Raw genomic sequence first — 22,412 nt, 5'->3', positions numbered from 1 at the left:
CCCTTATGCGGCGAGCTTCGAGATGTCGGCGACGCAGTTCATCTGCTGATGCAGCGCGGACAGCAGCGCGAGACGGTTCGCGCGCAGCGCGGGGTCCTCGGCGTTGACCATCACGTCGTTGAAGAACGTGTCGACTGGCGCGCGCAGCGCGGCGAGCGCCGACAGCGCGCCCGTGTACGCACGCGCCTCGAGCTGCGACTGCACGTGTGGCGTCACGGCCGCGAGCTGTTCGTGCAGCGCCTTTTCGGCGGCCTCGACGAGCAGCGTCGGCTGCACTGCACCGTTCGCGCCGCCTTCCGACTTCTTCAGGATGTTCGAGATCCGCTTGTTCGCGGCCGCGAGCGCTTCGGCTTCCGCGAGGCGCGTGAATTCGCGCACCGCGTCGAGGCGCGCGACGAGATCGTCGACGCGCGTCGGGTTCAGGCTCAGCACCGCGTCGACTTCGCCGGCCGTGTAGCCGCGCTCGCGCAGCAGGCCGCGCAGGCGGTCCATGAAGAACGCGAAGATCGCGTCGGTCGATTCCGCGACGCCCGGCACGCCTTCGAAGCGTGCGTGGGCCGTGCGCAGCAGCGACACGAGATCGAGCGGCAGCTGCTTCTCGACCAGCAGGCGCAGCACGCCGAGCGCGTGACGGCGCAGCGCGAACGGATCCTTCTCGCCGGTCGGCGCGAGGCCGATGCCCCAGATGCCGACGATCGTCTCGAGCTTGTCGGCCAGCGCGACGGCGGTGGACACCGGCGTGGTCGGCAGCGCGTCGCCGGAGAAGCGCGGCTGGTAGTGCTCGGCGCAGGCGAGCGCGACGTCGTCGGGCTCACCGTCGTGGCGTGCGTAGTACGTGCCCATCGTGCCCTGCAGTTCCGGGAACTCGCCGACCATGTCGGTCAGCAGGTCGGCCTTCGCGAGGCGCGCGGCGCGCTTCGCGTGCGTGGCGTCGGCGCCGATCGCGGGCGCGATCTCGCCGGCCAGCGTTTCGAGGCGCTCGACGCGCGCGAGCGCCGAACCGAGCTTGTTGTGATAGACGACGTTCGCGAGCAGCGGCACGCGGTCGGCGAGCGGCTTCTTCTTGTCCTGCTCGAAGAAGAACTTCGCATCGGCGAGGCGCGGGCGCACGACGCGCTCGTTGCCCTCGACGATCTCGCCCGGCGTCTTCGTCTCGATGTTCGACACGATCAGGAAGCGCGAGCGCAGCTTGCCGGCGATGTCGGTCAGCGCGAAATACTTCTGGTTGGTCTGCATCGTGAGGATCAGGCATTCCTGCGGAACCTGCAGGAATTCGTCCTCGAAGCGGCACGGATAGACGACCGGCCATTCGACCAGCGACGTCACTTCGTCGAGCAGCGATTCGGGCATCACGACGGTGTCGCCGTTCGCGTGCTCGTTCAGCTGCGTGCGAATCGTTTCGCGGCGATCGGCGAAGTGCGCGATCACGCGGCCCTTGTCGCGCAGCGTGTCGGCATACGCGCGTGCGTGCTGGATCGCGACGAGGCCGTCGGACAGGAAGCGGTGGCCGAGCGTGGTGTCGCCGGCATCGACGCCGAACGCCGTGACGGGCACGATCCGATCGTCGTGCAGCACGGTCAGGCGGTGCACCGGGCGCACGAACTTGACGTCGGAGCCGTCCGGGCGCTGGTAGGTCATGACCTTCGGGATCGGCAGCTTCTCGAGGGTTTCGTCGAGCGCGGCCTGCAGCCCGTCGGCGAGCGTCGCGCCGGCGGCCGAGTAGTTGACGAAGAACGCCTCGGCCTTGCCGTCCTGCGCGCGCTCGAGATCGGCGATCGACAGGTTCGGATGGCCGAGCGCCGCGAGCTTCTTCGCGAGCGGGGCGGTCGGCTTGCCTTCGGCATCGAGGGCGACCGACACGGGCAGCACCTTTTCGCGGACCTGCTTTTCAGGCGCGACGGCGCGCACGTTCTGCACGACGACCGCGAGGCGGCGCGGCGTGGCGTAGCGTTCGAATACGAGGTCGCCTTCGACGAGGTCGCGCGCCGCGAGGCGTTGCGCGAGACCTTCGGCGAATGCGTCGCCGAGGCGCGCGAGGGCCTTCGGCGGCAGCTCTTCGGTCAGCAGTTCGACGAGCAGGGGGGCGGGATGATTGTGCGTCATGTCTGGAATAAATCTCGTCTCGTCAGTCCTGATCGATCTTGCGTTCGACCTTGAGCGGCGGCGCCCATGCCGGCTGGGCGGCGTCCTGGGCGTCGGTGGTGAGGCCCGGCACGCCCGGCGGGTTGCCGAGCATCGGGAAGCCGAGCTTCTCGCGCGAGTCGTAGTAAGCCTGCGCGACGAGACGCGACAGCGCGCGGATGCGGCCGATGTACGCCGCACGTTCCGTCACCGAGATCGCGCCGCGCGCGTCGAGCAGGTTGAACGTGTGGCCGGCCTTCAGCACGAGTTCGTACGCGGGCAGCGCGAGCTGCGCGTCGATCATCTTCTTCGCTTCCGCTTCGTAGCTGTTGAAGAACGTGAACAGCAGGTCGACGTTCGCGTGCTCGAAGTTGTAGGTCGACTGCTCGACCTCGTTCTGGTGGTAGACGTCGCCGTACGACAGGCGGCGCAGCTCGGGGCCGTTCGGGCCCTGCTCTTCCCACTCGGTCCACACGAGGTCGTACACGTTCTCGACCTTCTGCAGGTACATTGCGAGGCGCTCGAGGCCGTAGGTGATCTCGCCGAGCACCGGCTTGCAGTCGAGGCCGCCGACCTGCTGGAAATACGTGAACTGCGTGACTTCCATCCCGTTCAGCCACACTTCCCAGCCGAGACCCCACGCGCCGAGCGTCGGATTTTCCCAGTCGTCCTCGACGAAGCGCACGTCGTTCTGCTTCAGGTCGAAGCCGAGCGCTTCCAGCGAACCGAGGTACAGGTCGAGGATGTTTTCCGGCGCCGGCTTGAGCACGACCTGGTACTGGTAGTAATGCTGCAGGCGGTTCGGGTTCTCGCCGTAGCGGCCGTCCTTCGGGCGGCGCGACGGCTGCACGTAGGCGGCGCGCCACGGCTCGGGGCCGACCGCGCGCAGGAACGTGTGAACGTGCGACGTGCCCGCGCCGACTTCCATGTCGATGGGCTGGAGCAGGGCGCAACCCTGCTTGTCCCAGTAGGACTGCAGCGTCAGGATGATTTGCTGAAACGTAAGCATGAAGAGCCTTCGTGGCGCTGGCGCTCCGTTGCGGGCGGCGCTCCGGGCGGGCCCGGAGGGTCGGCTCGCGCGGCGGCGCGGCTTGTTAGTGTGCTGAAACGTGCAATTTTACCGGATCGGCGGGCGGATGCGGCCGGAACGCGGACGAAGGGGCTGCCGGCGTGTTCCGGAGAGCCGCGGGGCGCCCGTGCGCGGGTTGCCGGCGCGCGCGGTGTGCTCGCGCGTGCGGCGTCGCGATGCGCTTGTCGCACCGCCTGCCGCGCCGCCATGCGCGGGCGTTAAGATGCGCGTATCACGGTGCGCGCGACGCCTGCCGCGCGACCGATTTTCCACTACGGACCGCATGGACGATTCGAACGATCTCCTCATTCCACTGATGCCGCCGCTGCTCGCGCTGCTCGGACAGGCCGCCGACGCGCAAGCGCGCGGCGAGCACGACGCGCACGCACTCTGGCTCGCCGCCGCCGGCCATCTGCACGCGGTCGACATGGCCGCGCTCTCGCAGCTCACCGTGACGCTCGTCGCGCGGCAGCGCACGGCCGACGCGCTCGCGCTGGCCGAGTGCGCGGTGCGCATTCATGCGGACGCCGGTGCCCGTTTCAATCACGGCTACGCACTGCAGATGGTCGGCCGTCATGCGGATGCCGTCGCGCCATACCGCGCCGCTTATGCGCTCGATCCGCGCTGGCCGTCGCTGCGCAACAACCTGGCGATCGCGCTGCGGCTGTCGGGCGGCGATCGCCGCGAGGAAATCGCGCTGCTCGGCGCGGCCGTGGAAGCCGACCCGCACGACGTGCAGGCGTGGATCAACCTGATCGTCGCGCGGCTCGCCTCGCTCGACCTCGACGGCGCGCTCGCGTGCGCGGCGCGGCTCGCGGAGATCGCGCCCGACAATGCGCTCGCGCTGAACAACATCGCGATGGCGATGAAGGAGGCGCAGCGCTGGGACGACGCCGAGCGCTACGCCGCGCGTGCATGCGAGCTGGCGCCCGACGACGCGTCGTTCCGCTTCAACCTCGCGATCATCCAGCTCGTGCGCGGCAACTACGCGGCCGGCTGGCGCGGCCACGAGGCGCGCTGGGACGGCGCCGGCGAGCTGCGCGGGCGCCGGCCGGCGCTGCCCGGCCCGCGCTGGCAGGGCGAGCCGCTCGCGGGGAAGACGCTGCTCGTCTGGGGCGAGCAGGGGCTCGGCGACGTGCTGCAGTTCGCGCGCTTTGTCGCGCCGCTCGCGGAGCGCGTGCACCGCGAGGGCGGCCGGCTCGCATGGAACGCGTTTCCGCAAGTGGGCACGTTGATGCGGCGCAGCCTCGGCTCGCACGCAGACGCATTCAGCGCGGGCGGCGGCGTCGACGAGCTGCCTGCCTTCGACTATGAAGTGCCGCTCATCGGCCTGCCGCTGATGCTCGGGATGGAGACGTCGACGCTCGGCGCGTCGGTGCCGTACCTGCATGCCGATCCGCACGCGCGCGACGCATGGCGGGCGCGGCTCGCGGGCGACGGCCGGCTGAAGGTCGGGCTCGTGTGGACGGGCAGCGCGGGGCACCAGCGCAATCCGTTCCGGCGCGTCGGGCTCGAACGCTATGCGGATGCGTTTCGCGGTACCGACGGCGTCACGTTCCATTCGCTGCAGCCGGGGGCGGACGCGGATGTCGCCGCGGCGCGCGCGGCCGGTTTCGCGATCGAGGACTTCACCGCCGAACTGAAGAGTTTCGACGACACGGCCGCGTTCATCGGCGCGCTGGATCTGGTGATCACGGTGTGCACGTCGGTCGCGCACCTGTCGGGCGCGCTCGGCGCGCGCACCTGGGTGCTGCTCGACGTGAATCCGCACTGGCCGTGGCTGCTCGAGCGCACCGACAGCCCGTGGTATCCGACCGCGACGCTGTACCGGCAGCCGACGTTCGGCGCATGGGCGCCGGTGATGGAGGCGCTCGGGCGGGACCTGCGCGGCCTGGCCGCGGACACGCAGCGGAGCGGCTGAGCGGCCGCTGCACCGCGTGCGACGGCCGCCCGATGCGTCAGGTGTTGCGGTCGTCGCCGGCCTTCGCGCCGTTGCGGCGGCGCAGGCCCGGCCCGAACGTGAAGCCGAACGCGAGCAGCACCAGCGACACCGCAAGCACGATGTTGTTGCCGCTCGTCACGTAAGGCGTGAAGCCGCTCGTGCCTTCGATGCGCACGTCGAGCGAGCCGATCGTGAACGGCTTCAGCTGGCCGAGCACGCGGCCGTGCGCGTCGATCGCGGCCGTCATCCCCGTGTTGGTCGAGCGCAGCATCGGCCGGCCCGTTTCGAGCGCGCGCATCCGCGCGATCTGCAGATGCTGGTCGAGCGCGATCGTGTCGCCGAACCACGCGAGGTTCGTCACGTTGACGAGCACGCCGGGCGGCTGCGGGTTGTCGCGGATCGTCGCGGCGATTTCCTCGCCGAACAAGTCCTCGTAGCAGATGTCGGCCATCACCGGCTGGTTGTGCACGAGGAACGGTTTCTGCACCGGCGCGCCGCGCGCGAAGTCGCCGAGCGGCATCTTCATCAGGTCGACGAACCAACGGAAGCCCCACGGGATGAATTCGCCGAAGGGCACGAGATGGTGCTTGTCGTAGTGATAGATGTCGCGCGAATGCGGCGTTACGCCGTACAGGCTGTTCGTGTAGTCGACGTAATGACCGTCCGGCGTCACCGACGCGCCGACCGCGCCGAACAGCACGGCCGAGCCCGTCGTGTCGCTGAACTTGCGGATCGCGACGGCGAACGGCTCGGGCAGCTCCTGGATCATCACCGCGATCGCGGTCTCCGGCGTGACAATCAGGTCGGCCGGCTTCTCGACGATCATCTGCGTGTACATCTTGATCGCCGCGTCGATGCCTTCCTGCTCGAACTTGATGTCCTGCTTCACGTTGCCCTGCAGCAGCCGCACCGTGAGCGGCGCGTTCGCGGGCACGGTCCACGTGGCCTGCGACAGCCCGATGCCGGCAGCGACGAGCGCGACGGCGATGCCGGCCGGCGCGACGACGCGCACGCGCGCATTGCCGGCGCCGCCGGATTCGGATGCGGGCGACCGTCGCGCGGCGACGAGCGCCTGCACGACCAGCGCGGCGAACAGCGCGAGCACCCATGCGATCCCGTATACACCGACGACCGGTGCGAAGCCCGCGAACGGGCCGTCGACCTGCGGATAGCCGCTCGCGAGCCACGGAAAGCCGGTAAACACGGTGCCGCGCAACCATTCGCCGAGCGCCCATGCGCTCGCGAAGGCGAACGCGCCGTGCCAGGTCGGGGAGAACGGCCGCGGATCGGGTTCGCGGCGATGCCATGCATGGCCCGCACAGAACGACCAGAGCCCCGCCGAGAACGCCGGGTACAGAGACAGGTAGAGCGAGAACAGCACCAGCGCGCCGCCCGCGAGCGGCGCGGCCATTTCGCCGTATACGTGCATGCTGATGTACAGCCACCAGATGCCGCTGATGAAGTTGCCGAAGCCGAACGCGCCGCCGGTGAGCGCGGCGCCGCGCCAGCTCGACGTGCGCGTCAGCTGCGCGAAAAACCAGACGAATACGACGAGCTGAAGCCAGCCGCCTTGCGGGGTCGGTGCGAAGCTGAGCGTATTGGCCGCGCCGGCGAGCAGTGCGGCCGGATAGTGCCAGCGCGGCAGCGTGCGGCCGGGGGCCGGCGCAAAAAGGCCGCCAGCCGGGCGGGACGGGATCGGATCGTCCATGTGAAGCGAAAGAGGGCGAGCGGTTGAAGGAGACGCGGCCGGCGCGAGACGGTCAGTCCTCGTGCGAGGTTTCGGCGCGGCGGCTCGCGAGCGGGTTGCGGCGCACCAGCAGCACGTGGACCTGGCGCGCATCGCCGCGCTGGATCTCGAACACGAGGTTGCCGAGCTGCAGCTTCTCGCCGCGGTGCGGCACGCGGCCGAAGTGATGGGTGATCAGCCCGCCGATCGTGTCGACCTCGTCGTCGGGGAAATCGGTGCCGAACGTTTCGTTGAACTGTTCGATCTCGGTGAGGGCGCGCACGCGGTAGCGGCCGTCCGGCCCCGAGATGATGTTGCCGGCTTCCTCGTCGAAGTCGTATTCGTCCTCGATGTCGCCGACGATCTGTTCGAGCACGTCCTCGATCGTGATCAGGCCCGCGACGCCACCGTATTCGTCGACGACGATCGCGAGGTGGTTGCGGTTCACGCGGAAGTCGTGCAGCAGCACGTTCAGGCGCTTCGATTCGGGAATGAACACGGCGGGACGCAGCATGCCGCGCACGTCGAATTCCTCTTCGGCATAGAAGCGCAGCAGGTCCTTCGCGAGCAGCACGCCGATCACGTTGTCGCGGTTCTCCTCGTACACGGGGTAGCGCGAGTGTGCCTTCTCGAGAACGAACGGGATGAAGTCTTCGGGCTTGTCGGCGATGTTGATCGCGTCCATCTGCGCGCGCGGCACCATGATGTCGCGGGCGCACAGGTCGGACACCTGGAACACGCCTTCGATCATCGACAGCGAATCGGCGTCGATCAGGTTGCGTTCGTGGGCGTCCTGGAGGATTTCCAGCAGCTCGGTCCGGGATTCCGGCTCGGGCGAGATGAAGTCGGTCAGGCGCTCGAGCAGCGAGCGCTTTTCTTGCGGTTTGTCGGTGAGCTTACGACTGGGATACGAATCGTTCATGGTGGTGCGCCCGGGTCATGCCGGAGCGCGCGGTCACGGAGTAGGCAAGGATACACCAAGGGCATGGCGCGGCCGTGTCACACCGGCCGTCCGGCCAGGGGCACGCGGCGCGCGCGAGCCCCGCTAGGGAACGGCCGCGCTTGGTGCGGCGCCGTCCTTCGTCTCCATCCTATCTCAGAAAGTGGCGGCGGGGCAGCGGCGGCAAAAAAGCGGGCGACCGGCCGGTCTGTCGGTGTCAGCGGCATTTCGTCGCGTGCGGGACACGCCGGGCCGACGTTCCGACCCTCAGAAGCGCATGCCGGCAGAGCAGCCGCCGGCGGCCGCGCCGTTGGTCGCGGCGCCGCCACAGCCGAGGATGCCGCAGCCGGACAGCGCCACGCTCGCGGCAACGAGCAGCGCGGCCAACGTGATGCGCGATTTGCGTGACGGTTTCATGGGCGCGGGGCCTCCTTCGCGTGCACGGGCGCGGCGGCCGGCCTGTCGAGCCTCATCGGCATCGCGCGAGCAGCCCTTCCAGTGCGCGATCGGGGATGCCGCTCGCGCGCAGCGCATCCACGGTGCGGCTCACGTAGTCGAGCGTCGTGCCATAGCGGCCGGCCGCGCAGCTGAACACCTCCTTGACGACGGGGTCGGTCAGCTTGCCGGTGTAAGTGGGCACGTCGCGGCGCATCACGAAGGCGAGTGCGTTCACGCGTTCGCCGGTCTCGAGCGAGCACGGCAGCCATGCGGGCCGGTACGACCCCATCGGCATTTCGCGTTTCCACAACGTCTCGAGATGCGGCTGCGCGGTCGGGCCCGCGAGCCGGAATGCAATGCCCGAGCACGAGCCGCCACGATCGAGCGCGAGCACGAGGCCCGGACGTTCGGGCGTGCCGCGGTTCACGCGCGACCACAGGTAGAGCCCGCGATGATAGCCGTGCACCTTGCCGCGCACGGCGGCGATGGTCGGCAGCCCGGGGTTCCAGATCAGCGAGCCATAGCCGAACAGCCAGAGATCCTGCCGGCCGTCCCAGTCGCGCATCGTGTGCGCGAGCGACGCGGCGAGTTCGTCTTCCGTCAGCAGCCGTCCCTCGCCGATCGACGGCGGGTAGGCGGGCGGCAGCATCGCGGCGTGGTGCATGGTGCGGACGGCTTTACTGGTACGGGTTCGGAAAGCCCAGTTTCGCGAGGATGTCGACTTCGAGCGCTTCCATTTCGGCGGCGTCCTCGTCGCTCGTCTCGTGATCGTAGCCCTGCGCGTGCAGCGCGCCGTGCACCAGCAGGTGCGCGTAGTGGGCCGCGAGCGGCTTGCCCTGGTCGTGCGCTTCCTTCTCGACGACAGGGCAGCACAGCACCAGGTCGCCGATCACGGTGCCGTCGGGCGCCGGGTCGTACGCGAAGGTCAGCACGTTGGTCGGGTAGTCCTTGTGGCGGTAGCCGGCGTTCAGCGTGCGGCCTTCTTCCTCGCCGACGAAGCGCACGGTGAGCTGCGCGCTCGCGAACAGCGCCGGCTCGATCCATTCGGCGATGAGCTTGCGCTTGGGCAGCGTCTTGCGGATGTCGCCGGTGATTTCGTCACCGTACTGCACGGACAGGTCGAGCTCCAGCTCGCGCACCTCGTCCGCCATTTCCGCCATTTCCTCGTCGCGCGGCGCGGGTTCGGCACCCACGTGCAGCGTCACGCTGTCGTAGTGCTCGGGCTGCAGCGCAAGCTTCGCGCGCATCGCCGGATCGTTGTGCTGCGCGACGATCGCGACGGCCGCCTCGCCCGAACTGCCCGACAGGTCGAACATCAGGCTGCGGCCATCGGGGAAGTCGATTCGGAGTCCTTGCGCGCTGACGGTCCGGGCCTTGCCCTTCGCATCGAACAGCGAGAGACGGGGGGAATCGGGCGCGGCGGACTGGTCGCGCCCGGACTTGCGAGAACGGGAAGATTTCATGACGGGTGCGGCGATTGGAACGCGTTGAGGATACACCAAACGGCCGATCGCTCCCGAATTCGAAACGGCCGCGCGCGGGCGAAAAAAAGCCCGGCGCGCCGTCGGGCGGGCCGGGCCATCGGCCGATGCGGCGCGCGGGCGCCGCCGGTTGTTACGCGTCCCGGTGTTGCGCGTGGAAGTCGTCGTACGCCTCGACGATGCGGGCGACGAGCGGATGCCGCACCACGTCCGCGCTCGTGAAGCGCGTGAGCGCGATGCCGCGCACGCCGCCGAGCACCTGCTGCGCCTCGACGAGGCCGCTCTTGTGCCCGCGCGGCAGGTCGACCTGGCTCGTGTCGCCGGTGACGACGGCCTTCGAGCCGAAGCCGATCCGCGTGAGGAACATCTTCATCTGCTCGGGCGTCGTGTTCTGCGCCTCGTCGAGGATGATGAACGCGTGGTTCAGCGTGCGGCCGCGCATGTATGCGAGCGGCGCGATCTCGATCATCTGGCGCTCGAACATCTTCGCGGTCTTGTCGAAGCCAAGCAGGTCGTAGAGCGCATCGTACAGCGGCCGCAGGTACGGGTCGACCTTCTGCGCGAGATCGCCCGGCAGGAAGCCGAGCCGCTCGCCGGCCTCGACGGCCGGGCGCGTCAGCACGATCCGCTTGACCTGGTCGCGCTCCAGTGCGTCGACCGCGCACGCGACCGCGAGGTAGGTCTTGCCGGTGCCGGCCGGCCCGATGCCGAAAGTCACGTCGTGCGACAGGATCTGCTTCAGGTATTCGCGCTGCGCGGGCGTGCGGCCGCGCAGGTCTGCGCGCCGCGTATAGAGCTTCGGCGCGGGTTCTTCGTCCGGCATGTCCGCGTCGAGCTGCACGACGGGCTCGTCGAACGGATGGTCGGGGTCGCCGCGAAAGCGCACGTCGATCGTGTCCTGGCGGCCGTTGCCGGACGTGTGGCGCACTTCGACCAGCGCGAGCTGGATATCGTCGACCGACAGCGGATCGCGCGCGCGGTTGTAGAAGTTCTCGAGCGCCGCGAGCGCGAGCTTCGCGCCGCGCCCGCGGATCGTGATCCGGTGGCCGCGCCGCGCGAGCGTGACGTCGAGCGCCTGTTCGATCTGCCGCAGGTTCTCGTCGAGCGGGCCGCAGAGGTTGGCGAGGCGCGCGTTGTCGTCGCGCGGCGCGGTGAATTCCAGTGCTTGGACGGTCTTCAAAGTAGCGTCGGGCTCCTGTTGAACGTCAGTCGGTCAGTGGGTGGCCGCGCTCGCGTCGTCGCTCACGAGCAGCAGCTCGCCGCGCAGCGAGTGCGGGTACGCATGGTTGATCTTCACGTCGATCATCTGGCCGATAAGGCGCGGGTGCGACGCGAGCGGCGCCGGGAAATTCACGACCCGGTTGTTCTCGGTGCGGCCCGACAGTTCGTTCGGGTCCTTGCGCGACGGGCCTTCGACGAGGATCCGCTCGACCTTCCCGACCATCGACCGGCTGATGCGCGCGACGTTTTCCTCGATGGTCGCCTGCAGATGTTGCAGGCGTTTGAGCTTGACCTCGCGCGGCGTGTCGTCGTGCAGGTTCGCGGCCGGCGTGCCGGGGCGCGGGCTGTAGATGAACGAGAAGCTGGTGTCGTAGCTCATCTCGTGCACGAGCGCCATCATCTTGTCGAAATCTTCCTCGGTCTCGCCGGGGAAGCCGACGATCATGTCGGTCGACAGCGACAGGTCCGGGCGGATCGCGCGCAGCTTGCGGATCACCGACTTGTATTCGAGCACGGTGTAGCCGCGCTTCATCGCCATCAGGATGCGGTCGGAGCCGTGCTGGACGGGCAGGTGCAGGTGGCTCACGAGCTTCGGCACTTTCGCGTAAGTGTCGATCAGGCGCTGCGTGAATTCCTTCGGGTGCGACGTCGTGTAGCGGATCCGCTCGATGCCGGGGATGTCGGCGACGTATTCGATCAGCGTCGCGAAATCGGCGATTTCGGTCGAACCGGCCGTCAGCGCGCCGCGATATGCGTTCACGTTCTGGCCGAGCAGCGTGACTTCGCGCACGCCCTGGTCGGCGAGGCCGGCCACTTCGGTCAGCACGTCGTCGAGCGGACGGGACACTTCATCGCCGCGCGTGTACGGCACGACGCAGTAGCTGCAGTACTTCGAGCAGCCTTCCATGATCGACACGAACGCGCTCGGCCCCTCGACGCGCGCGGGCGGCAGGTGGTCGAACTTCTCGATCTCGGGGAAGGTGATGTCGACCTGCGCGCGGCCGCTTTCACGGCGCGCGTCGATCATTTGCGGCAGGCGGTGCAAGGTCTGCGGGCCGAACACGAGGTCGACGTACGGCGCGCGCGACACGATCGACGCGCCTTCCTGGCTGGCGACGCAGCCGCCGACGCCGATCAGCAGGCCCGGCTTCGCTTCCTTCAGCTCGCGCACGCGGCCGAGGTCGGAGAACACCTTTTCCTGCGCCTTCTCACGCACCGAGCACGTGTTGAACAGGATGATGTCCGCGTCTTCCGGGGTATCGGTCTTTTCGAGGCCTTCGGCCGCATTGAGCACGTCCACCATCTTGTCCGAGTCGTACTCGTTCATCTGGCAGCCGAAGGTCTTTACGTAAACTTTCTTGGTCATGGGGATTCGCCGTTCGCAGTGGTTGACCTGGGGGCGTCGTCAAGGGTGAATCGGGACGGCTGCTGCTGGCGCAGCGTCTCGTGCCGGTGCCGCGTGGCGGGCCGGGCGCGCGATGCGCGTCGAGCGAGCATTTCGCGAATATTCGCGAACGCGTGAAAAGCCGTCGGGAAAGCTTTCCATTATAGCTTTACGCGCCGTCCCGGGCGGGCGGCCGGTTGCGGCCGCGCGACGCCGCCGCGGTGCTCCGCCCCGATATGGCGGCGCGGCACGCTTCAGCGACACGCGTTTAGCAGGTCGTCGAGCGCCGCTTCCTCGCGCGCGAAGCGCTCGGCGAGGAAGTCGAGCAGCACGCGCACGCGCGGCGCCATGTAGCGCTTGCCGTGATAGAGCGCGTGCAGCGGCGCGTCCTGGTGCCGCCAGTCGGGCAGCAGCACGCGCAGCCGGCCGGCGCGCACGTCGTCGGCGATGTCCCACAGCGACTTCAGCGCGATGCCGTGGCCGCGCAGCGTCCATTCGCGGGTGAGGCCGCCGTCGTTGGTCTCGAACGCGGTCGAAACCGGCACCGTGTGGGTCCGCACCTCGTCGCCGCGCGTGAAGCGCCACGTGTTCATCGGGCCCGACGCGATCGTGATCACGTTGCAGGGAAATCGGGCCAGATCGTGCGGATCGGCCGGCACGCCGTGGCGCTCGACGAACGACGGCGCCGCGCACAGCACCCGCCGGTTCGCGGCGAGCCGGCGTGCGATCAGCGCGCCGTCGGGCGGGGCGGCGAAGCGGATCGCGAGGTCGATCTCGTCCTGCCACAGGTTCGACGACGAATCGGACGCCGTCAGCGAGAAGGTGACGCCCGGATGCAGCGTGGTGAATTCGTCGAGCCAGTCGAGCAGCTGATTGCGGCCGAAATCGGACGTCGACGACAGCCGCACCTTGCCGGCCACCACGTTGCGGCCTTCCTGCAGCAGCGCGTGCGCGTCGTCGAGTGCCTGCAGCGCCTGGCGGCAGCAGTTCAGGTAGAGCCGGCCTTCGTCGGTGAGGCGCAGCTGCCGCGTCGAGCGCTCGAACAGCCGCGTCGCGATCTTCGCCTCGAGTTTCGCAAGGCGCGCGCTCGCGGCGGCCGGCGTCAGGTTCAGCTTGCGCCCCGCCGCGGACAGGCTGCCCAGTTCCGCCGCCTCGACGAACAGCCGGATGTCGCCCAGTCGATCCATCGGATTTTCCAGAATTTTTTGAAAATGGTTCAAATGCCACGCCAATTATCAAAGATAGGCTTATTCGGGACAATGCGCGCACATCCCGCTTCTTGTGCGGTGCGGTACGGACCGGATGCCGCGTCCGCCGCCTTTTCGGAGAACGTCATGCCCATTCCGTTACTGGCGCTCGCGATCAGCGCCTTCGCCATCGGTACCACCGAATTCATCATCATGGGACTCCTGCCCGAAGTCGCGCACGACCTCGCCGTGTCGCTGCCGTCGGCCGGCCTGCTGGTCACGGGCTACGCGCTCGGCGTCGCGGTCGGCGCGCCGCTGCTCGCGGTGCTGACGAGCCGCATGCCGCGCAAGGCCGCGCTGCAACTGCTGATGGCGATCTTCATCGTCGGCAACGTGCTGTGCGCGACCGCGTCCGGCTACGCGATGCTGATGGTCGCGCGCGTCGTCACGTCGTTCGCGCACGGCTCGTTCTTCGGGATCGGCGCGGTGGTGGCCGCGTCGCTCGTGCCGGCCGACAAGCGCGCGAGCGCGATCGCGCTGATGTTCACGGGCCTCACGCTGTCGAACGTGCTCGGCGTGCCGTTCGGCACTTTCGTCGGCCAGCTGCTCGGCTGGCGCGCGTCGTTCTGGATCGTCGCCGCGCTCGGCGTGCTGTCGCTCGGCGGCGTCGCGCTGCTGGTGCCGAACCGCCACGACAGCGGGCCCGCCGGACTCGGCCACGAAGTGCGGGTGCTGAAGGAGCCGCAGGTCTGGCTCGCGCTCCTGATGACCGTGCTCGGCTTCGGCGGCGTGTTCGTCGTGTTCACGTACATCGCGCCGATTCTCGAAACCGTCACCGGTTATTCGCCGCGCGCGGTCGCGGTGATCCTCGTGCTGTTCGGCGCGGGTCTGACGGTCGGCAACACGCTCGGCGGCAGGCTCGCCGATCGCGCGCTGATGCCGTCGCTGATCGCGATCCTGGTCGCACTGATGACCGTGATGGCCGTGTTCGCGAAGACGAGCCACCTGCCGGTCGCGGCCGCGGTGACCGTATTCGTCTGGGGGATCGCCGCGTTCGCGACGGTGCCGCCGCTGCAGGCGCGCGTGGTCGAGAAGGCCGCGAGCGCGCCGCATCTCGCGTCGACGCTTAACATCGGCGCGTTCAACGTCGGCAACGCGGGCGGCGCGTGGCTCGGCGGCCTCGCGCTGGGGCACGGCTTCGCGCTCGATGCGTTGCCGTGGGTCGCCGTCGCGGTGACGTTCGCCGCGCTCGTCGTCACGTGGCTCGCGATGCGGCTCGATGCGCGCGCACCGGCGCGCGGCGCGGCATCGGCCGCGCATTGAGCAGTGCATCGGGCGGCGGGTGCCGGCGCTATGGCGACAGGAAAAGGTTCGCGAGAAACGCATTCCTCCGCGATGCTGATAACGGTGTGAAGATAACTTCGTTGGCCGGCCCGGGGCCGGGTGATAGCGTCTCGATACGCGCCGTTCGTGGCGCAACCCGATTCCGGCTTACCCCATTCGCAGGGCCGCGCGGCGGCCCGGAGGCCATGTTATGTCTTCACCCCTGGCGCTGGTGCGCGACGTGTCTTCCTTCGAGTCCGGCAATGCCGCCGACGCGCGGACGTCCGCGTCGCTCGACGTCCTCGAGCAGGTCGTCGGCGTGAATCTCGCGCGCTTGCGCGCCGAGCGGCAGTTGTCGCTGGATGCGCTCGCGCGGCTGTCCGGCGTGTCGCGCGCGATGCTCGCGCAGATCGAATCCGCGCGCAGCGTGCCGTCGATCAAGGTGCTCTGCAAGATCGCCGCGGCGCTGAAGGTATCGGTGGCCGCATTCCTGCGCCGCCACGCGGTGAACGGCTTCGAGCACCTGGCGGCCGAGCGCGCGGCGCGCGTCGTCAGTTCGAACGGCCGCTTCTCGGCGCGCGCGCTGTATCCGGAAGGCGAGCCGGCCGCGGCCGAATTCCACGAGTTGCGGATCGCGCCGCTGCACACGGAACCCGGCACGCGGCGCGCGCCCGGCACGACGCTCAACCTGGTCGTCAGCGAAGGCACGCTCGAAGTCAGCGTGCACGATCGGCGCCAGCTGCTCGCGACCGGCGATGCAATCGTGTTCGACGCCGACCAGCCGTACAGCCTGCGCAATCCCGGCGACAGCGAGGCGCGCGCGTTCCGCGTGACGGTGAGCCCGGAGGTGCCGCCGCGCTGGCTCGTGCCCGACGCCGCGCACGCGGCCGGCTGAGCGCGGGTCGCCTGGCCGGCGCCGGTTCCGTTCGGGATGGCGCGCTGGCCGGGTGCCGGCCGTTCGGACGATGCCGTTAGACGTAGTCGTCAGTAAGGTTTCAGGTGTGGTTCGCTGCGCGGTGCGCGCGGCTGATGTATGCTTGGCCCGCCGGTTCCGGGGTAGACCCCGGCCGGTAATCAGTGCGTCTTCAGGGCGGGGCGAAATTCCCCACCGGCGGTAGGCTGGCGAAAGCCGGCGAGCCCGCGAGCGCCCGCGCAGCCGCGCGGGGTCAGCAGATCTGGTCGAATGCCAGAGCCGACGGTCACAGTCCGGATGAGAGAAGATGTGCAGATAGTCATGTCCGTCAGGGCCGCTTTGCCACGCGTGCGAAGCGGGTTGCCGTTCTGTCTGTTTGCAATGCCCTGAAACGTTTTTCGCCCAAATCGTAATTGCGAGGAGCGTTTCACATGTCCTTCATGTCCGTTTCGCCGGCACCCGCCGACGCCTTTGCCGATCTCCCGTTGCTCGATTCCGAACCGGTGCCGCCGCGCATCGCCGCCGCGCTCGACGCGCTGCGCGCGGGCCGCGCGGTCGTGTTGCAGGACGATCACGACCGTGAAAACGAGGCCGACCTGATCGTCGCCGCCGAGCGCATCACACTCGAGACGATGGCGCTCCTGATCCGCGAGTGCAGCGGCATCGTGTGCCTGTGCCTGACCGACGACAAGGTCCGTGCGCTCGAGCTGCCGCCGATGGTGCAGACCAACGAGAGCCGCAACGGCACCGCGTTCACCGTGTCGATCGAGGCGCGCGAAGGCGTGCACACCGGCGTGTCCGCGGCCGACCGCGTGACGACGATCCGCGCGGCGATCGCCGACGATGCGAAGCCGTACGACATCGTGCGCCCCGGCCACGTGTTTCCGTTGCGTGCGCAACCGGGCGGCGTGCTGGCGCGCCGCGGTCACACGGAAGGGACGGTCGATCTGTCGATCCTCGCTGGCCTGAAGCCGGCGGGCGTGCTGTGCGAGCTGATGAATCCGGACGGCACGATGACGCGCGGCGACGACGTCGAGCGTTTCGCGCAACTGCACGGGTTGCCGATGCTGACGATCGCGGAGCTCGTCGAATTCCGTGAGGCGCTGGCGGCCGCGCGCGAGCGCTGCTGCGAGCCGGCCTGACGGCCGGAATGGCGGGCGCGCCGATGCGCCCGCCGCACGGCGTGCGCATCGAGCCGCACACCGGTCATGGCGATCCGGCGCGGTCGTCCGTCAGGACTGCACGTCGCCGAATTCGCCGCGCAGGCCGGCCGCGACGAGCGCCGGCAGTTCATCCATCCTGCGCATGATCCGCGTGATGCCCATCGCGCGCAGCGCGTCCGCGTAGTTGTCGGGGATGTGGCTCGCGCCGACGAACGCGATCGTCTTCATACCCGCCGCGCGTGCGGCGTTCAGGCCCGACACGCTGTCCTCGACGACGACGCAGCGCGCCGGCTCGACGCCGAGCGTCCGCGCGGCGTGCAGGTACACGTCGGGGTAGGGTTTCGGCCGCGCGACCTGCTCGGAGCTGAACACGCGATCGCCGAAGATTTCGGTGAGCGAGGCGCGCTTCAGCGAGCTGCGCACGCGCACGAGCCGGCTGTTCGACACCACCGCGGCCGGCAGGCCGACCTTCAGCAGCGCGTCGCGCACGCCGGTGATCGGCGCGAGCGATTGTGCGAGACCCGTCTCGATGTTGCGCTCGACGGTCTCGATGAAGTTGTCGGGCATCCGGATGCCGAAATGCGCTTCGAGCCCGGCGAGAAAGCGCGACGTCTGCTGGCCGAAGGCGGACTTCGCGGCGTCTTCGAAATCGAGGTGAGGGAAGGTGGCGGACAGCGTGTCGAACAGCACGCGGTCGGCAATGACTTCGCTGTCGACGAGGACGCCGTCGCAGTCGCAGATAAGGTGATCGAGCATGATGGTGAAGAAGCGAGGTGTCGGCGACGCCGAGCATCCCGCCATGATACGTGCTTTCGAAGATGCGCCGCGAACCGCTCGGCGCCTGCATCCCGTCCCGATTTGCCCCGCCGTTGGCCGAGGTGTCGTCGCGGCCTCGGCCGGCGCGAGCGAGGCGGGTTCGTCGTCGATCGTGTGACGAAAGGGGAGGGTGGAGGCACGCGGCAGTTGCTGCCGCGCGCCCGGGCTCATGCTCGATTGAAGACGTGATCAGGCCATCGCGTGCAGATGCAGATACAGGCCGGCCGCCGCGGCGCCGCCGAGCAGCGGGCCGACCACCGGCACCCATGCATAGCGCCAGTCGCTGTCGCGCTTGCCGGGAATCGGCAGCAGCGCGTGCATGATGCGCGGCGACAGGTCGCGCGCCGGGCTCATCGCATAGCCGGTCGGGCCGCCGAGCGAGATGCCGATGCCGAGCACGAGCAGGCCGACGGGCAGCGCGTCGAGCGCGCCGAGACCGACTTGCGGCGACGCGAGGTACAGCACGCCGAGGATCAGCACGAACGTGCAGATGGCTTCGGTCAGCACGTTGTGCGTGGTGCTGCGGATGGCGGGCGCGGTGCAGAACACCGCGAGCTTCAGGTCCGCATCGACTTCCTTCGCGAAGTGCTGGCGATACGCGAGCCACACGAGCAGCGCGCCGGCCATCCCGCCGAGCATCTGCGCGAGGATGTAGCCGCCGACCTTCGACCATGCGAACTTGCCCGCGAGCGCGAGGCTGATCGTGACGATCGGGTTCAGGTGCGCGCCGCTGAACGACGCGGTCACGTAGACGGCGACGAACACCGCCATCGCCCAGCCCATGACGATCACGATGAGGTCCGCGCCTTTGCCCTTGGTCTTCGCAAGCAGCACGTTGGCAACCGCGCCGTTGCCGAGCAGCACGAGGATCGCCGTGCCGATGAATTCCGCAATGTAAGGTGACATGTTGTCTCTCGTAGATGACGGCGGACTCGCGCGCCGCGCGGTCCGCCGGTGTTGTTTTATTTCGTTCGGATTGCTTCTGGTTCTGGCTGCTGCGGGTTACTGCGTGTCGTCGGCCCACGCCTTGGCGGCGCGCACCGCGCGTTGCCAGCCGGCCATGCAGCGCTCGACCTGCTCCTTCGGCATCGACGGCGAGAAGCGGCGATCGAGCTGCCACTGGCTGCGCACTTCGTCGAGGTTCTTCCAGTAGCCGATCGCGAGGCCCGCGAGATAGGCCGCGCCGAGCGCGGTCGTCTCGGTGATCTGCGGGCGCACTGCGTCGACGCCGAGCAGGTCGGCCTGGAACTGCATCAGCAGATTGTTCGCGCTCGCGCCGCCGTCGACGCGCAGCTCGCCGATGCTGATGCCCGAGTCGGCTTCCATCGCGGCCAGCACGTCGAGCGACTGGTAAGCGATCGCGTCGAGTGCCGCGCGCGCGAGGTGCGCGGAGGTCGTGCCGCGCGTGACGCCGAACACCGAACCGCGCGCCCGCGCGTTCCAGTGCGGCGCGCCGAGGCCCGCGAACGCCGGCACGAGATAGACGCCGTCGGTATGCGGCACGCTCGCGGCGAGCGCTTCGATCTCGGCGGCCGTCTTGATGATGCCGACGCCGTCGCGCAGCCACTGCACGACCGCGCCCGCGATGAAGATGCTGCCTTCGAGCGCGTACTGCACGTCGTCGCCGATCTGCCAGGCGATCGTCGTGACGAGGTTGTTCTTCGACTCGATCGGCTTGTCGCCGGTGTTCATCATCAGGAAGCAGCCGGTGCCGTAGGTGTTCTTCACCATGCCCGACGTCGTGCACATCTGCCCGAACAGCGCCGCGTGCTGGTCGCCTGCGATGCCCGCGAGCGGGATCTTCGACGCGAACACCGTGGTTTTCGTATGGCCGTAGATTTCCGACGACGCCTTCACTTCCGGCAGCATGCTGCGCGGGATGTCGAGCAGCTCGAGCAGCTCGCTGTCCCACTCGCGCGTGTGGATGTTGAACAGCATCGTGCGCGACGCGTTGGTCACGTCGGTCACGTGCAGTTCGTGCTTCGTGAAGTTCCACACGAGCCAGCTGTCGACGGTGCCGAAGGCGAGCTTGCCCTGGCGCGCCTTGTCGCGCGCGCCCGGCACGTTGTCGAGGATCCAGCGGATCTTGGTCGCGGAGAAGTACGAATCGATCGGCAGGCCGGTCTTCGCGCGCACCTTCGCTTCGAGGCCCTGCTTCTTCAGCGAATCGCAGAAGTCGGCGGTGCGGCGGTCCTGCCACACGATCGCGTTGTAGACGGGCTGGCCCGTTTCGCGATCCCAGACGATCGTCGTCTCGCGCTGGTTGGTGATGCCGATTGCAGCGATCGACGTGCCGTTCAGGCCCGTGCGCGTGACCGCTTCGGCGGCGACGCCGGCTTGCGTCGACCAGATTTCCTGCGGGTCGTGCTCGACCCAGCCGGGTTGCGGGTAGATCTGTTCGAATTCCTTCTGGGCGATCGATACGATGTTGCCCTGGCGATCGAACAGCATCGCGCGGGAGCTCGTCGTGCCCTGGTCAAGCGCGAGGATGTACTGATCCTGCATGTCTCTCATCTCCATCCGTGGATTGGCGTAGTTGTGATGCGCGCCGCATGTTACGCGGCGCGTCGGTGAATCAACGTCGGTCAGACAATTGCAACTGCAAACGAATCACGCGTGCGGCGCATGCGCGGCGGCGAACCACGCGTCGACCGCAGCCGTCACCGCGTCGAGCGTGCCTGGCGTGACGTGCAGGCCGAGCTTCGAGCGGCGCCACAGCACGTCCTGCGCGCAGGTCGCCCATTCGACGTCGCGCAGGTAGCGCAGTTCGGCGTCGTGGATGCCCGGCGCGATTTCGGCGCCGAGGTCGGCGAGCGACGTCGCGCCGTCGACCACGCGTTCCGCGCGCGTGCCGTACGCCCGCGCGTAGCGGCGCGCGAGCGCGGCGGGCAGCCACGGATGGCGCTTCGCGAACGCGTCGGCGAACACGTCGAACTTCGCGTTCGCGATGTCGCCGCCGGGCAGCGGCGCGCCGGCCGTCCAGGTTTTCGCATCGCGGCCGAGCGCGCTGCACAGCAGGTCGCCGGCTTCTTCCGCGAGCTTGCGGAAGGTCGTGATCTTGCCGCCGAACACCGACAGCAGCGGCGCGCCGGCGCCGTCGTCCATCTCGAGGCGGTAGTCGCGCGTGACGGCCGACGCGTTCGCCGCGTTTTCGTCCTCGAGCAGCGGGCGCACGCCCGAATAGGTCCAGTGCACGTCGGCGGGCGAGATCTTGCGCTTGAAGTAGCGGTTGATCGAATCGCACAGATACTGCGTCTCGTCGCGATCGATCGCGACCTTCGCGGGATCGTTCGTGTATTCGACGTCGGTCGTGCCGATCAGCGTGAAGTCGTGCTCGTACGGGATCGCGAAGATGATCCGCTTGTCCGGGTTCTGGAAGATGTACGCGTGATCGTGATCGAACAGGCGGCGCGTGATGATGTGGCTGCCTTTCACGAGGCGCACGCTGTGTTGCGCGCCGCGGCCGAGCGCGCCGTGCAGCACCTCCCCGACCCACGGGCCGGCCGCGTTCGCGACCGCGCGCGCATGCACGACGCGGATCGAGCCGTCCGCGTGACGCAGCCGTGCTTCCCATTCGTCGCCGCGGCGTTCCGCCGACACGAGCTTCGTGCGCGTGAGGATCTCGGCGCCGCGCTCCTTCGCATCGAGCGCGTTCAGCACGACGAGGCGCGCGTCGTCGACCCAGCCGTCCGAATACACGAAGCCGCGCTTGATCGAGTCGATCAGCGGTGCGCCGGCCGCATGGCGTCGCATGTCGATGCCGCGCGAGCCCGGCAGCAGTTCGCGTTTCGCGAGGTGATCGTAGAGGAACAGGCCGATGCGGATCAGCCAGGCCGGCCGCAGGTTCGGCATGTGGGGCATCACGAAGCGCAGCGGCCACATGATGTGCGGCGCCGCGCGCAGCAGCGTTTCACGCTCCTGGAGCGCTTTGCGGACGAGGCCGAATTCGTTGTATTCGAGGTAGCGCAGGCCACCGTGAATCAGCTTCGTGCTGGACGACGACGTGTGCGACGCGAGGTCGTCCTGCTCGCAGAGCAGCACCGACAGGCCGCGGCCGGCCGCATCGCGCGCGATGCCCGCGCCGTTGATGCCGCCGCCGACGACGAGCAGATCGTAGCGATTCGGTTGGGTCACCTGCTGTCCTTATCGTCTGATGGAAATGGGCGAACACGAAATGTTCGAATTCGAAATTTAACGAACGAAATCGAAAAAGTAAAGTTCGAAAAAGCGGGGCCAGTAGCGCGCGGCGCGATCCCGGACGATACTGGCGGAATCGACCGTTTCGCGAGGTGAATCATGCGTATTGGGATGTGGGCCGGTGCGTGCGCCGTCGTTCTGGCAGGATGCAGCGCCGGTATGCCGCCGCTGGCCGGGAACTGGCGTGCGCCGTCGTTCGTCGACCTGCAGACATCGTGCGGCGGCACCGCGCGCGACTGGGGCGCGGACGCGCAGCCGGTCTACTCGACGCTGTACGACGCGTACGTGGCGAAGCGGTATCGCGGGCTGACGCAGGCGAACTATTGCGCGTTCGTAAACGAACTTTCGACGCACTACGCGGCACCCGACGCGGCGGGGCGCGCCGGATGGGTCGCATATTTCAACGGCGCTCGCGCGCAGGCGGTCAGCTGGCGAGCCGCGGTCGATCCGACGCTACGCGGCGGCTGACGCGGGAAAGCTGCGGAAGGCGG

Annotated in this window: 20 protein-coding genes and 1 riboswitch; of the genes, 6 read left to right on the top strand and 14 right to left on the bottom strand. The window is 68.6% G+C overall.

Annotated elements, in window-relative coordinates; genetic code table 11:
• Positions 1–3: 3 nt before the first annotated feature.
• Together glyS and glyQ are read right to left on the bottom strand one after the other, a co-directional pair.
• Positions 4–2,103 (bottom strand): glycine--tRNA ligase subunit beta, encoded by a 2,100-nt coding sequence (gene glyS / locus ACV22W_RS19790; RefSeq protein WP_448021169.1) that lies wholly within the window; start codon positions 2,101–2,103, stop codon positions 4–6.
• A gap of 22 nt (positions 2,104–2,125) precedes the next feature.
• Positions 2,126–3,130 (bottom strand): glycine--tRNA ligase subunit alpha, encoded by a 1,005-nt coding sequence (gene glyQ / locus ACV22W_RS19785; protein ID WP_080294533.1) that lies wholly within the window; start codon positions 3,128–3,130, stop codon positions 2,126–2,128.
• 343 nt (positions 3,131–3,473) lie between these two features.
• Here glyQ and ACV22W_RS19780 point away from each other — a divergent pair, with 343 nt between their 5' ends.
• Positions 3,474–5,111, top strand: coding sequence for a hypothetical protein (locus ACV22W_RS19780; RefSeq protein ID WP_448021167.1), 1,638 nt, complete (start codon positions 3,474–3,476; stop codon positions 5,109–5,111).
• 37 nt (positions 5,112–5,148) lie between these two features.
• On the opposite strand, the gene lnt is transcribed toward ACV22W_RS19780, so the two are convergent.
• The 8 genes from lnt to ACV22W_RS19740 form a co-directional block, all read right to left on the bottom strand.
• Positions 5,149–6,840: an apolipoprotein N-acyltransferase gene (lnt, locus tag ACV22W_RS19775; RefSeq protein WP_448021165.1), complete on the bottom strand. Its 1,692-nt coding sequence runs from the start codon at positions 6,838–6,840 to the stop codon at positions 5,149–5,151.
• A 52-nt stretch (positions 6,841–6,892) separates the two neighbouring features.
• A complete protein-coding gene (locus tag ACV22W_RS19770; RefSeq protein ID WP_059447841.1) occupies positions 6,893–7,780 on the bottom strand; it encodes an HlyC/CorC family transporter in 888 nt (295 codons plus the stop codon).
• A gap of 285 nt (positions 7,781–8,065) precedes the next feature.
• Positions 8,066–8,215, bottom strand: coding sequence for a hypothetical protein (locus tag ACV22W_RS19765; protein WP_179949148.1), 150 nt, complete (start codon positions 8,213–8,215; stop codon positions 8,066–8,068).
• A 52-nt stretch (positions 8,216–8,267) separates the two neighbouring features.
• The gene (locus ACV22W_RS19760; protein ID WP_448021163.1) at positions 8,268–8,900 is read right to left on the bottom strand and encodes a gamma-glutamylcyclotransferase; all 633 of its coding nucleotides are present in this window, start codon (positions 8,898–8,900) and stop codon (positions 8,268–8,270) included.
• Positions 8,901–8,913: 13 nt separating this feature from the next.
• On the bottom strand, positions 8,914–9,699 hold the full coding sequence (gene ybeY, locus ACV22W_RS19755) for an rRNA maturation RNase YbeY (RefSeq protein WP_448021161.1): 786 nt from the start codon (positions 9,697–9,699) through the stop codon (positions 8,914–8,916).
• Positions 9,700–9,850: 151 nt separating this feature from the next.
• A complete protein-coding gene (locus ACV22W_RS19750) occupies positions 9,851–10,897 on the bottom strand; it encodes a PhoH family protein (protein WP_059820376.1) in 1,047 nt (348 codons plus the stop codon).
• Between the two features lie 33 nt (positions 10,898–10,930).
• Positions 10,931–12,304, bottom strand: coding sequence for a tRNA (N6-isopentenyl adenosine(37)-C2)-methylthiotransferase MiaB (miaB, locus tag ACV22W_RS19745; RefSeq protein ID WP_448021160.1), 1,374 nt, complete (start codon positions 12,302–12,304; stop codon positions 10,931–10,933).
• Between the two features lie 272 nt (positions 12,305–12,576).
• Positions 12,577–13,509 (bottom strand): LysR family transcriptional regulator, encoded by a 933-nt coding sequence (locus tag ACV22W_RS19740; protein WP_448021158.1) that lies wholly within the window; start codon positions 13,507–13,509, stop codon positions 12,577–12,579.
• A gap of 147 nt (positions 13,510–13,656) precedes the next feature.
• Between ACV22W_RS19740 and ACV22W_RS19735 the strand changes: the two genes are divergently transcribed.
• The 3 genes from ACV22W_RS19735 to ribB all read left to right on the top strand — a co-directional run bounded on the left by ACV22W_RS19735 (position 13,657) and on the right by ribB (position 16,887).
• Positions 13,657–14,832 carry an MFS transporter gene (locus tag ACV22W_RS19735; RefSeq protein WP_448021156.1) on the top strand — a complete coding sequence of 392 codons (1,176 nt, stop codon included), beginning with the start codon at positions 13,657–13,659 and terminating at the stop codon, positions 14,830–14,832.
• A 211-nt stretch (positions 14,833–15,043) separates the two neighbouring features.
• On the top strand, positions 15,044–15,727 hold the full coding sequence (locus tag ACV22W_RS19730; protein ID WP_448021154.1) for a helix-turn-helix domain-containing protein: 684 nt from the start codon (positions 15,044–15,046) through the stop codon (positions 15,725–15,727).
• Positions 15,728–15,909: 182 nt separating this feature from the next.
• A riboswitch (FMN riboswitch) is annotated at positions 15,910–16,058 on the top strand.
• Positions 16,059–16,176: 118 nt separating this feature from the next.
• A complete protein-coding gene (ribB, locus tag ACV22W_RS19725; protein WP_448021152.1) occupies positions 16,177–16,887 on the top strand; it encodes a 3,4-dihydroxy-2-butanone-4-phosphate synthase in 711 nt (236 codons plus the stop codon).
• Between the two features lie 90 nt (positions 16,888–16,977).
• Here ribB and ACV22W_RS19720 read toward each other — a convergent pair whose 3' ends face one another.
• A complete protein-coding gene (locus ACV22W_RS19720) occupies positions 16,978–17,664 on the bottom strand; it encodes an HAD family hydrolase (RefSeq protein WP_448021150.1) in 687 nt (228 codons plus the stop codon).
• Between ACV22W_RS19720 and ACV22W_RS19715 the strand changes: the two genes are divergently transcribed.
• Complete coding sequence (locus ACV22W_RS19715) at positions 17,663–17,842, top strand: hypothetical protein (RefSeq protein ID WP_448021148.1); 180 nt, start codon at positions 17,663–17,665, stop codon at positions 17,840–17,842. The two genes, ACV22W_RS19720 and ACV22W_RS19715, sit on opposite strands and share 2 nt — an antisense overlap.
• A gap of 71 nt (positions 17,843–17,913) precedes the next feature.
• On the opposite strand, the gene ACV22W_RS19710 is transcribed toward ACV22W_RS19715, so the two are convergent.
• The 3 genes from ACV22W_RS19710 to glpD form a co-directional block, all read right to left on the bottom strand.
• Positions 17,914–18,630, bottom strand: a complete 717-nt coding sequence (locus ACV22W_RS19710) for an MIP/aquaporin family protein (protein WP_448021146.1) — start codon at positions 18,628–18,630, stop codon at positions 17,914–17,916.
• Positions 18,631–18,726: 96 nt separating this feature from the next.
• Entirely contained in the window at positions 18,727–20,229 is a 1,503-nt protein-coding gene (glpK, locus tag ACV22W_RS19705) for a glycerol kinase GlpK (protein WP_059465737.1), read from the bottom strand.
• Between the two features lie 105 nt (positions 20,230–20,334).
• Complete coding sequence (gene glpD / locus ACV22W_RS19700; protein ID WP_448021144.1) at positions 20,335–21,858, bottom strand: glycerol-3-phosphate dehydrogenase; 1,524 nt, start codon at positions 21,856–21,858, stop codon at positions 20,335–20,337.
• 162 nt (positions 21,859–22,020) lie between these two features.
• Here glpD and ACV22W_RS19695 point away from each other — a divergent pair, with 162 nt between their 5' ends.
• The gene (locus ACV22W_RS19695; protein WP_448021142.1) at positions 22,021–22,389 is read left to right on the top strand and encodes a hypothetical protein; all 369 of its coding nucleotides are present in this window, start codon (positions 22,021–22,023) and stop codon (positions 22,387–22,389) included.
• The last annotated feature ends 23 nt before the right edge of the window (positions 22,390–22,412 follow it).

This window comes from Burkholderia sp. AW49-1 (genome assembly GCF_053427845.1).
Note: the sequence above shows the minus strand (reverse complement) of the source record. Positions and strands in the feature narration are given on the sequence as shown.

Excerpts from the sequence above, each read along its gene's own strand:
- glyS (WP_448021169.1), bottom strand. The coding sequence starts at position 2,103 with ATGACGCACAATCATCCCGCCCCCCTGCTCGTCGAACTGCTGACCGAA.
- glyQ (WP_080294533.1), bottom strand. The coding sequence starts at position 3,130 with ATGCTTACGTTTCAGCAAATCATCCTGACGCTGCAGTCCTACTGGGAC.
- ACV22W_RS19780 (WP_448021167.1), top strand. The coding sequence starts at position 3,474 with ATGGACGATTCGAACGATCTCCTCATTCCACTGATGCCGCCGCTGCTC.
- lnt (WP_448021165.1), bottom strand. The coding sequence starts at position 6,840 with ATGGACGATCCGATCCCGTCCCGCCCGGCTGGCGGCCTTTTTGCGCCG.
- ACV22W_RS19770 (WP_059447841.1), bottom strand. The coding sequence starts at position 7,780 with ATGAACGATTCGTATCCCAGTCGTAAGCTCACCGACAAACCGCAAGAA.
- ACV22W_RS19765 (WP_179949148.1), bottom strand. The coding sequence starts at position 8,215 with ATGAAACCGTCACGCAAATCGCGCATCACGTTGGCCGCGCTGCTCGTT.
- ACV22W_RS19760 (WP_448021163.1), bottom strand. The coding sequence starts at position 8,900 with ATGCACCACGCCGCGATGCTGCCGCCCGCCTACCCGCCGTCGATCGGC.
- ybeY (WP_448021161.1), bottom strand. The coding sequence starts at position 9,699 with ATGAAATCTTCCCGTTCTCGCAAGTCCGGGCGCGACCAGTCCGCCGCG.
- miaB (WP_448021160.1), bottom strand. The coding sequence starts at position 12,304 with ATGACCAAGAAAGTTTACGTAAAGACCTTCGGCTGCCAGATGAACGAG.
- ACV22W_RS19740 (WP_448021158.1), bottom strand. The coding sequence starts at position 13,509 with ATGGATCGACTGGGCGACATCCGGCTGTTCGTCGAGGCGGCGGAACTG.
- ACV22W_RS19735 (WP_448021156.1), top strand. The coding sequence starts at position 13,657 with ATGCCCATTCCGTTACTGGCGCTCGCGATCAGCGCCTTCGCCATCGGT.
- ACV22W_RS19730 (WP_448021154.1), top strand. The coding sequence starts at position 15,044 with ATGTCTTCACCCCTGGCGCTGGTGCGCGACGTGTCTTCCTTCGAGTCC.
- ribB (WP_448021152.1), top strand. The coding sequence starts at position 16,177 with ATGTCCTTCATGTCCGTTTCGCCGGCACCCGCCGACGCCTTTGCCGAT.
- ACV22W_RS19715 (WP_448021148.1), top strand. The coding sequence starts at position 17,663 with ATGATGGTGAAGAAGCGAGGTGTCGGCGACGCCGAGCATCCCGCCATG.
- ACV22W_RS19720 (WP_448021150.1), bottom strand. The coding sequence starts at position 17,664 with ATGCTCGATCACCTTATCTGCGACTGCGACGGCGTCCTCGTCGACAGC.
- ACV22W_RS19710 (WP_448021146.1), bottom strand. The coding sequence starts at position 18,630 with ATGTCACCTTACATTGCGGAATTCATCGGCACGGCGATCCTCGTGCTG.
- glpK (WP_059465737.1), bottom strand. The coding sequence starts at position 20,229 with ATGCAGGATCAGTACATCCTCGCGCTTGACCAGGGCACGACGAGCTCC.
- ACV22W_RS19695 (WP_448021142.1), top strand. The coding sequence starts at position 22,021 with ATGCGTATTGGGATGTGGGCCGGTGCGTGCGCCGTCGTTCTGGCAGGA.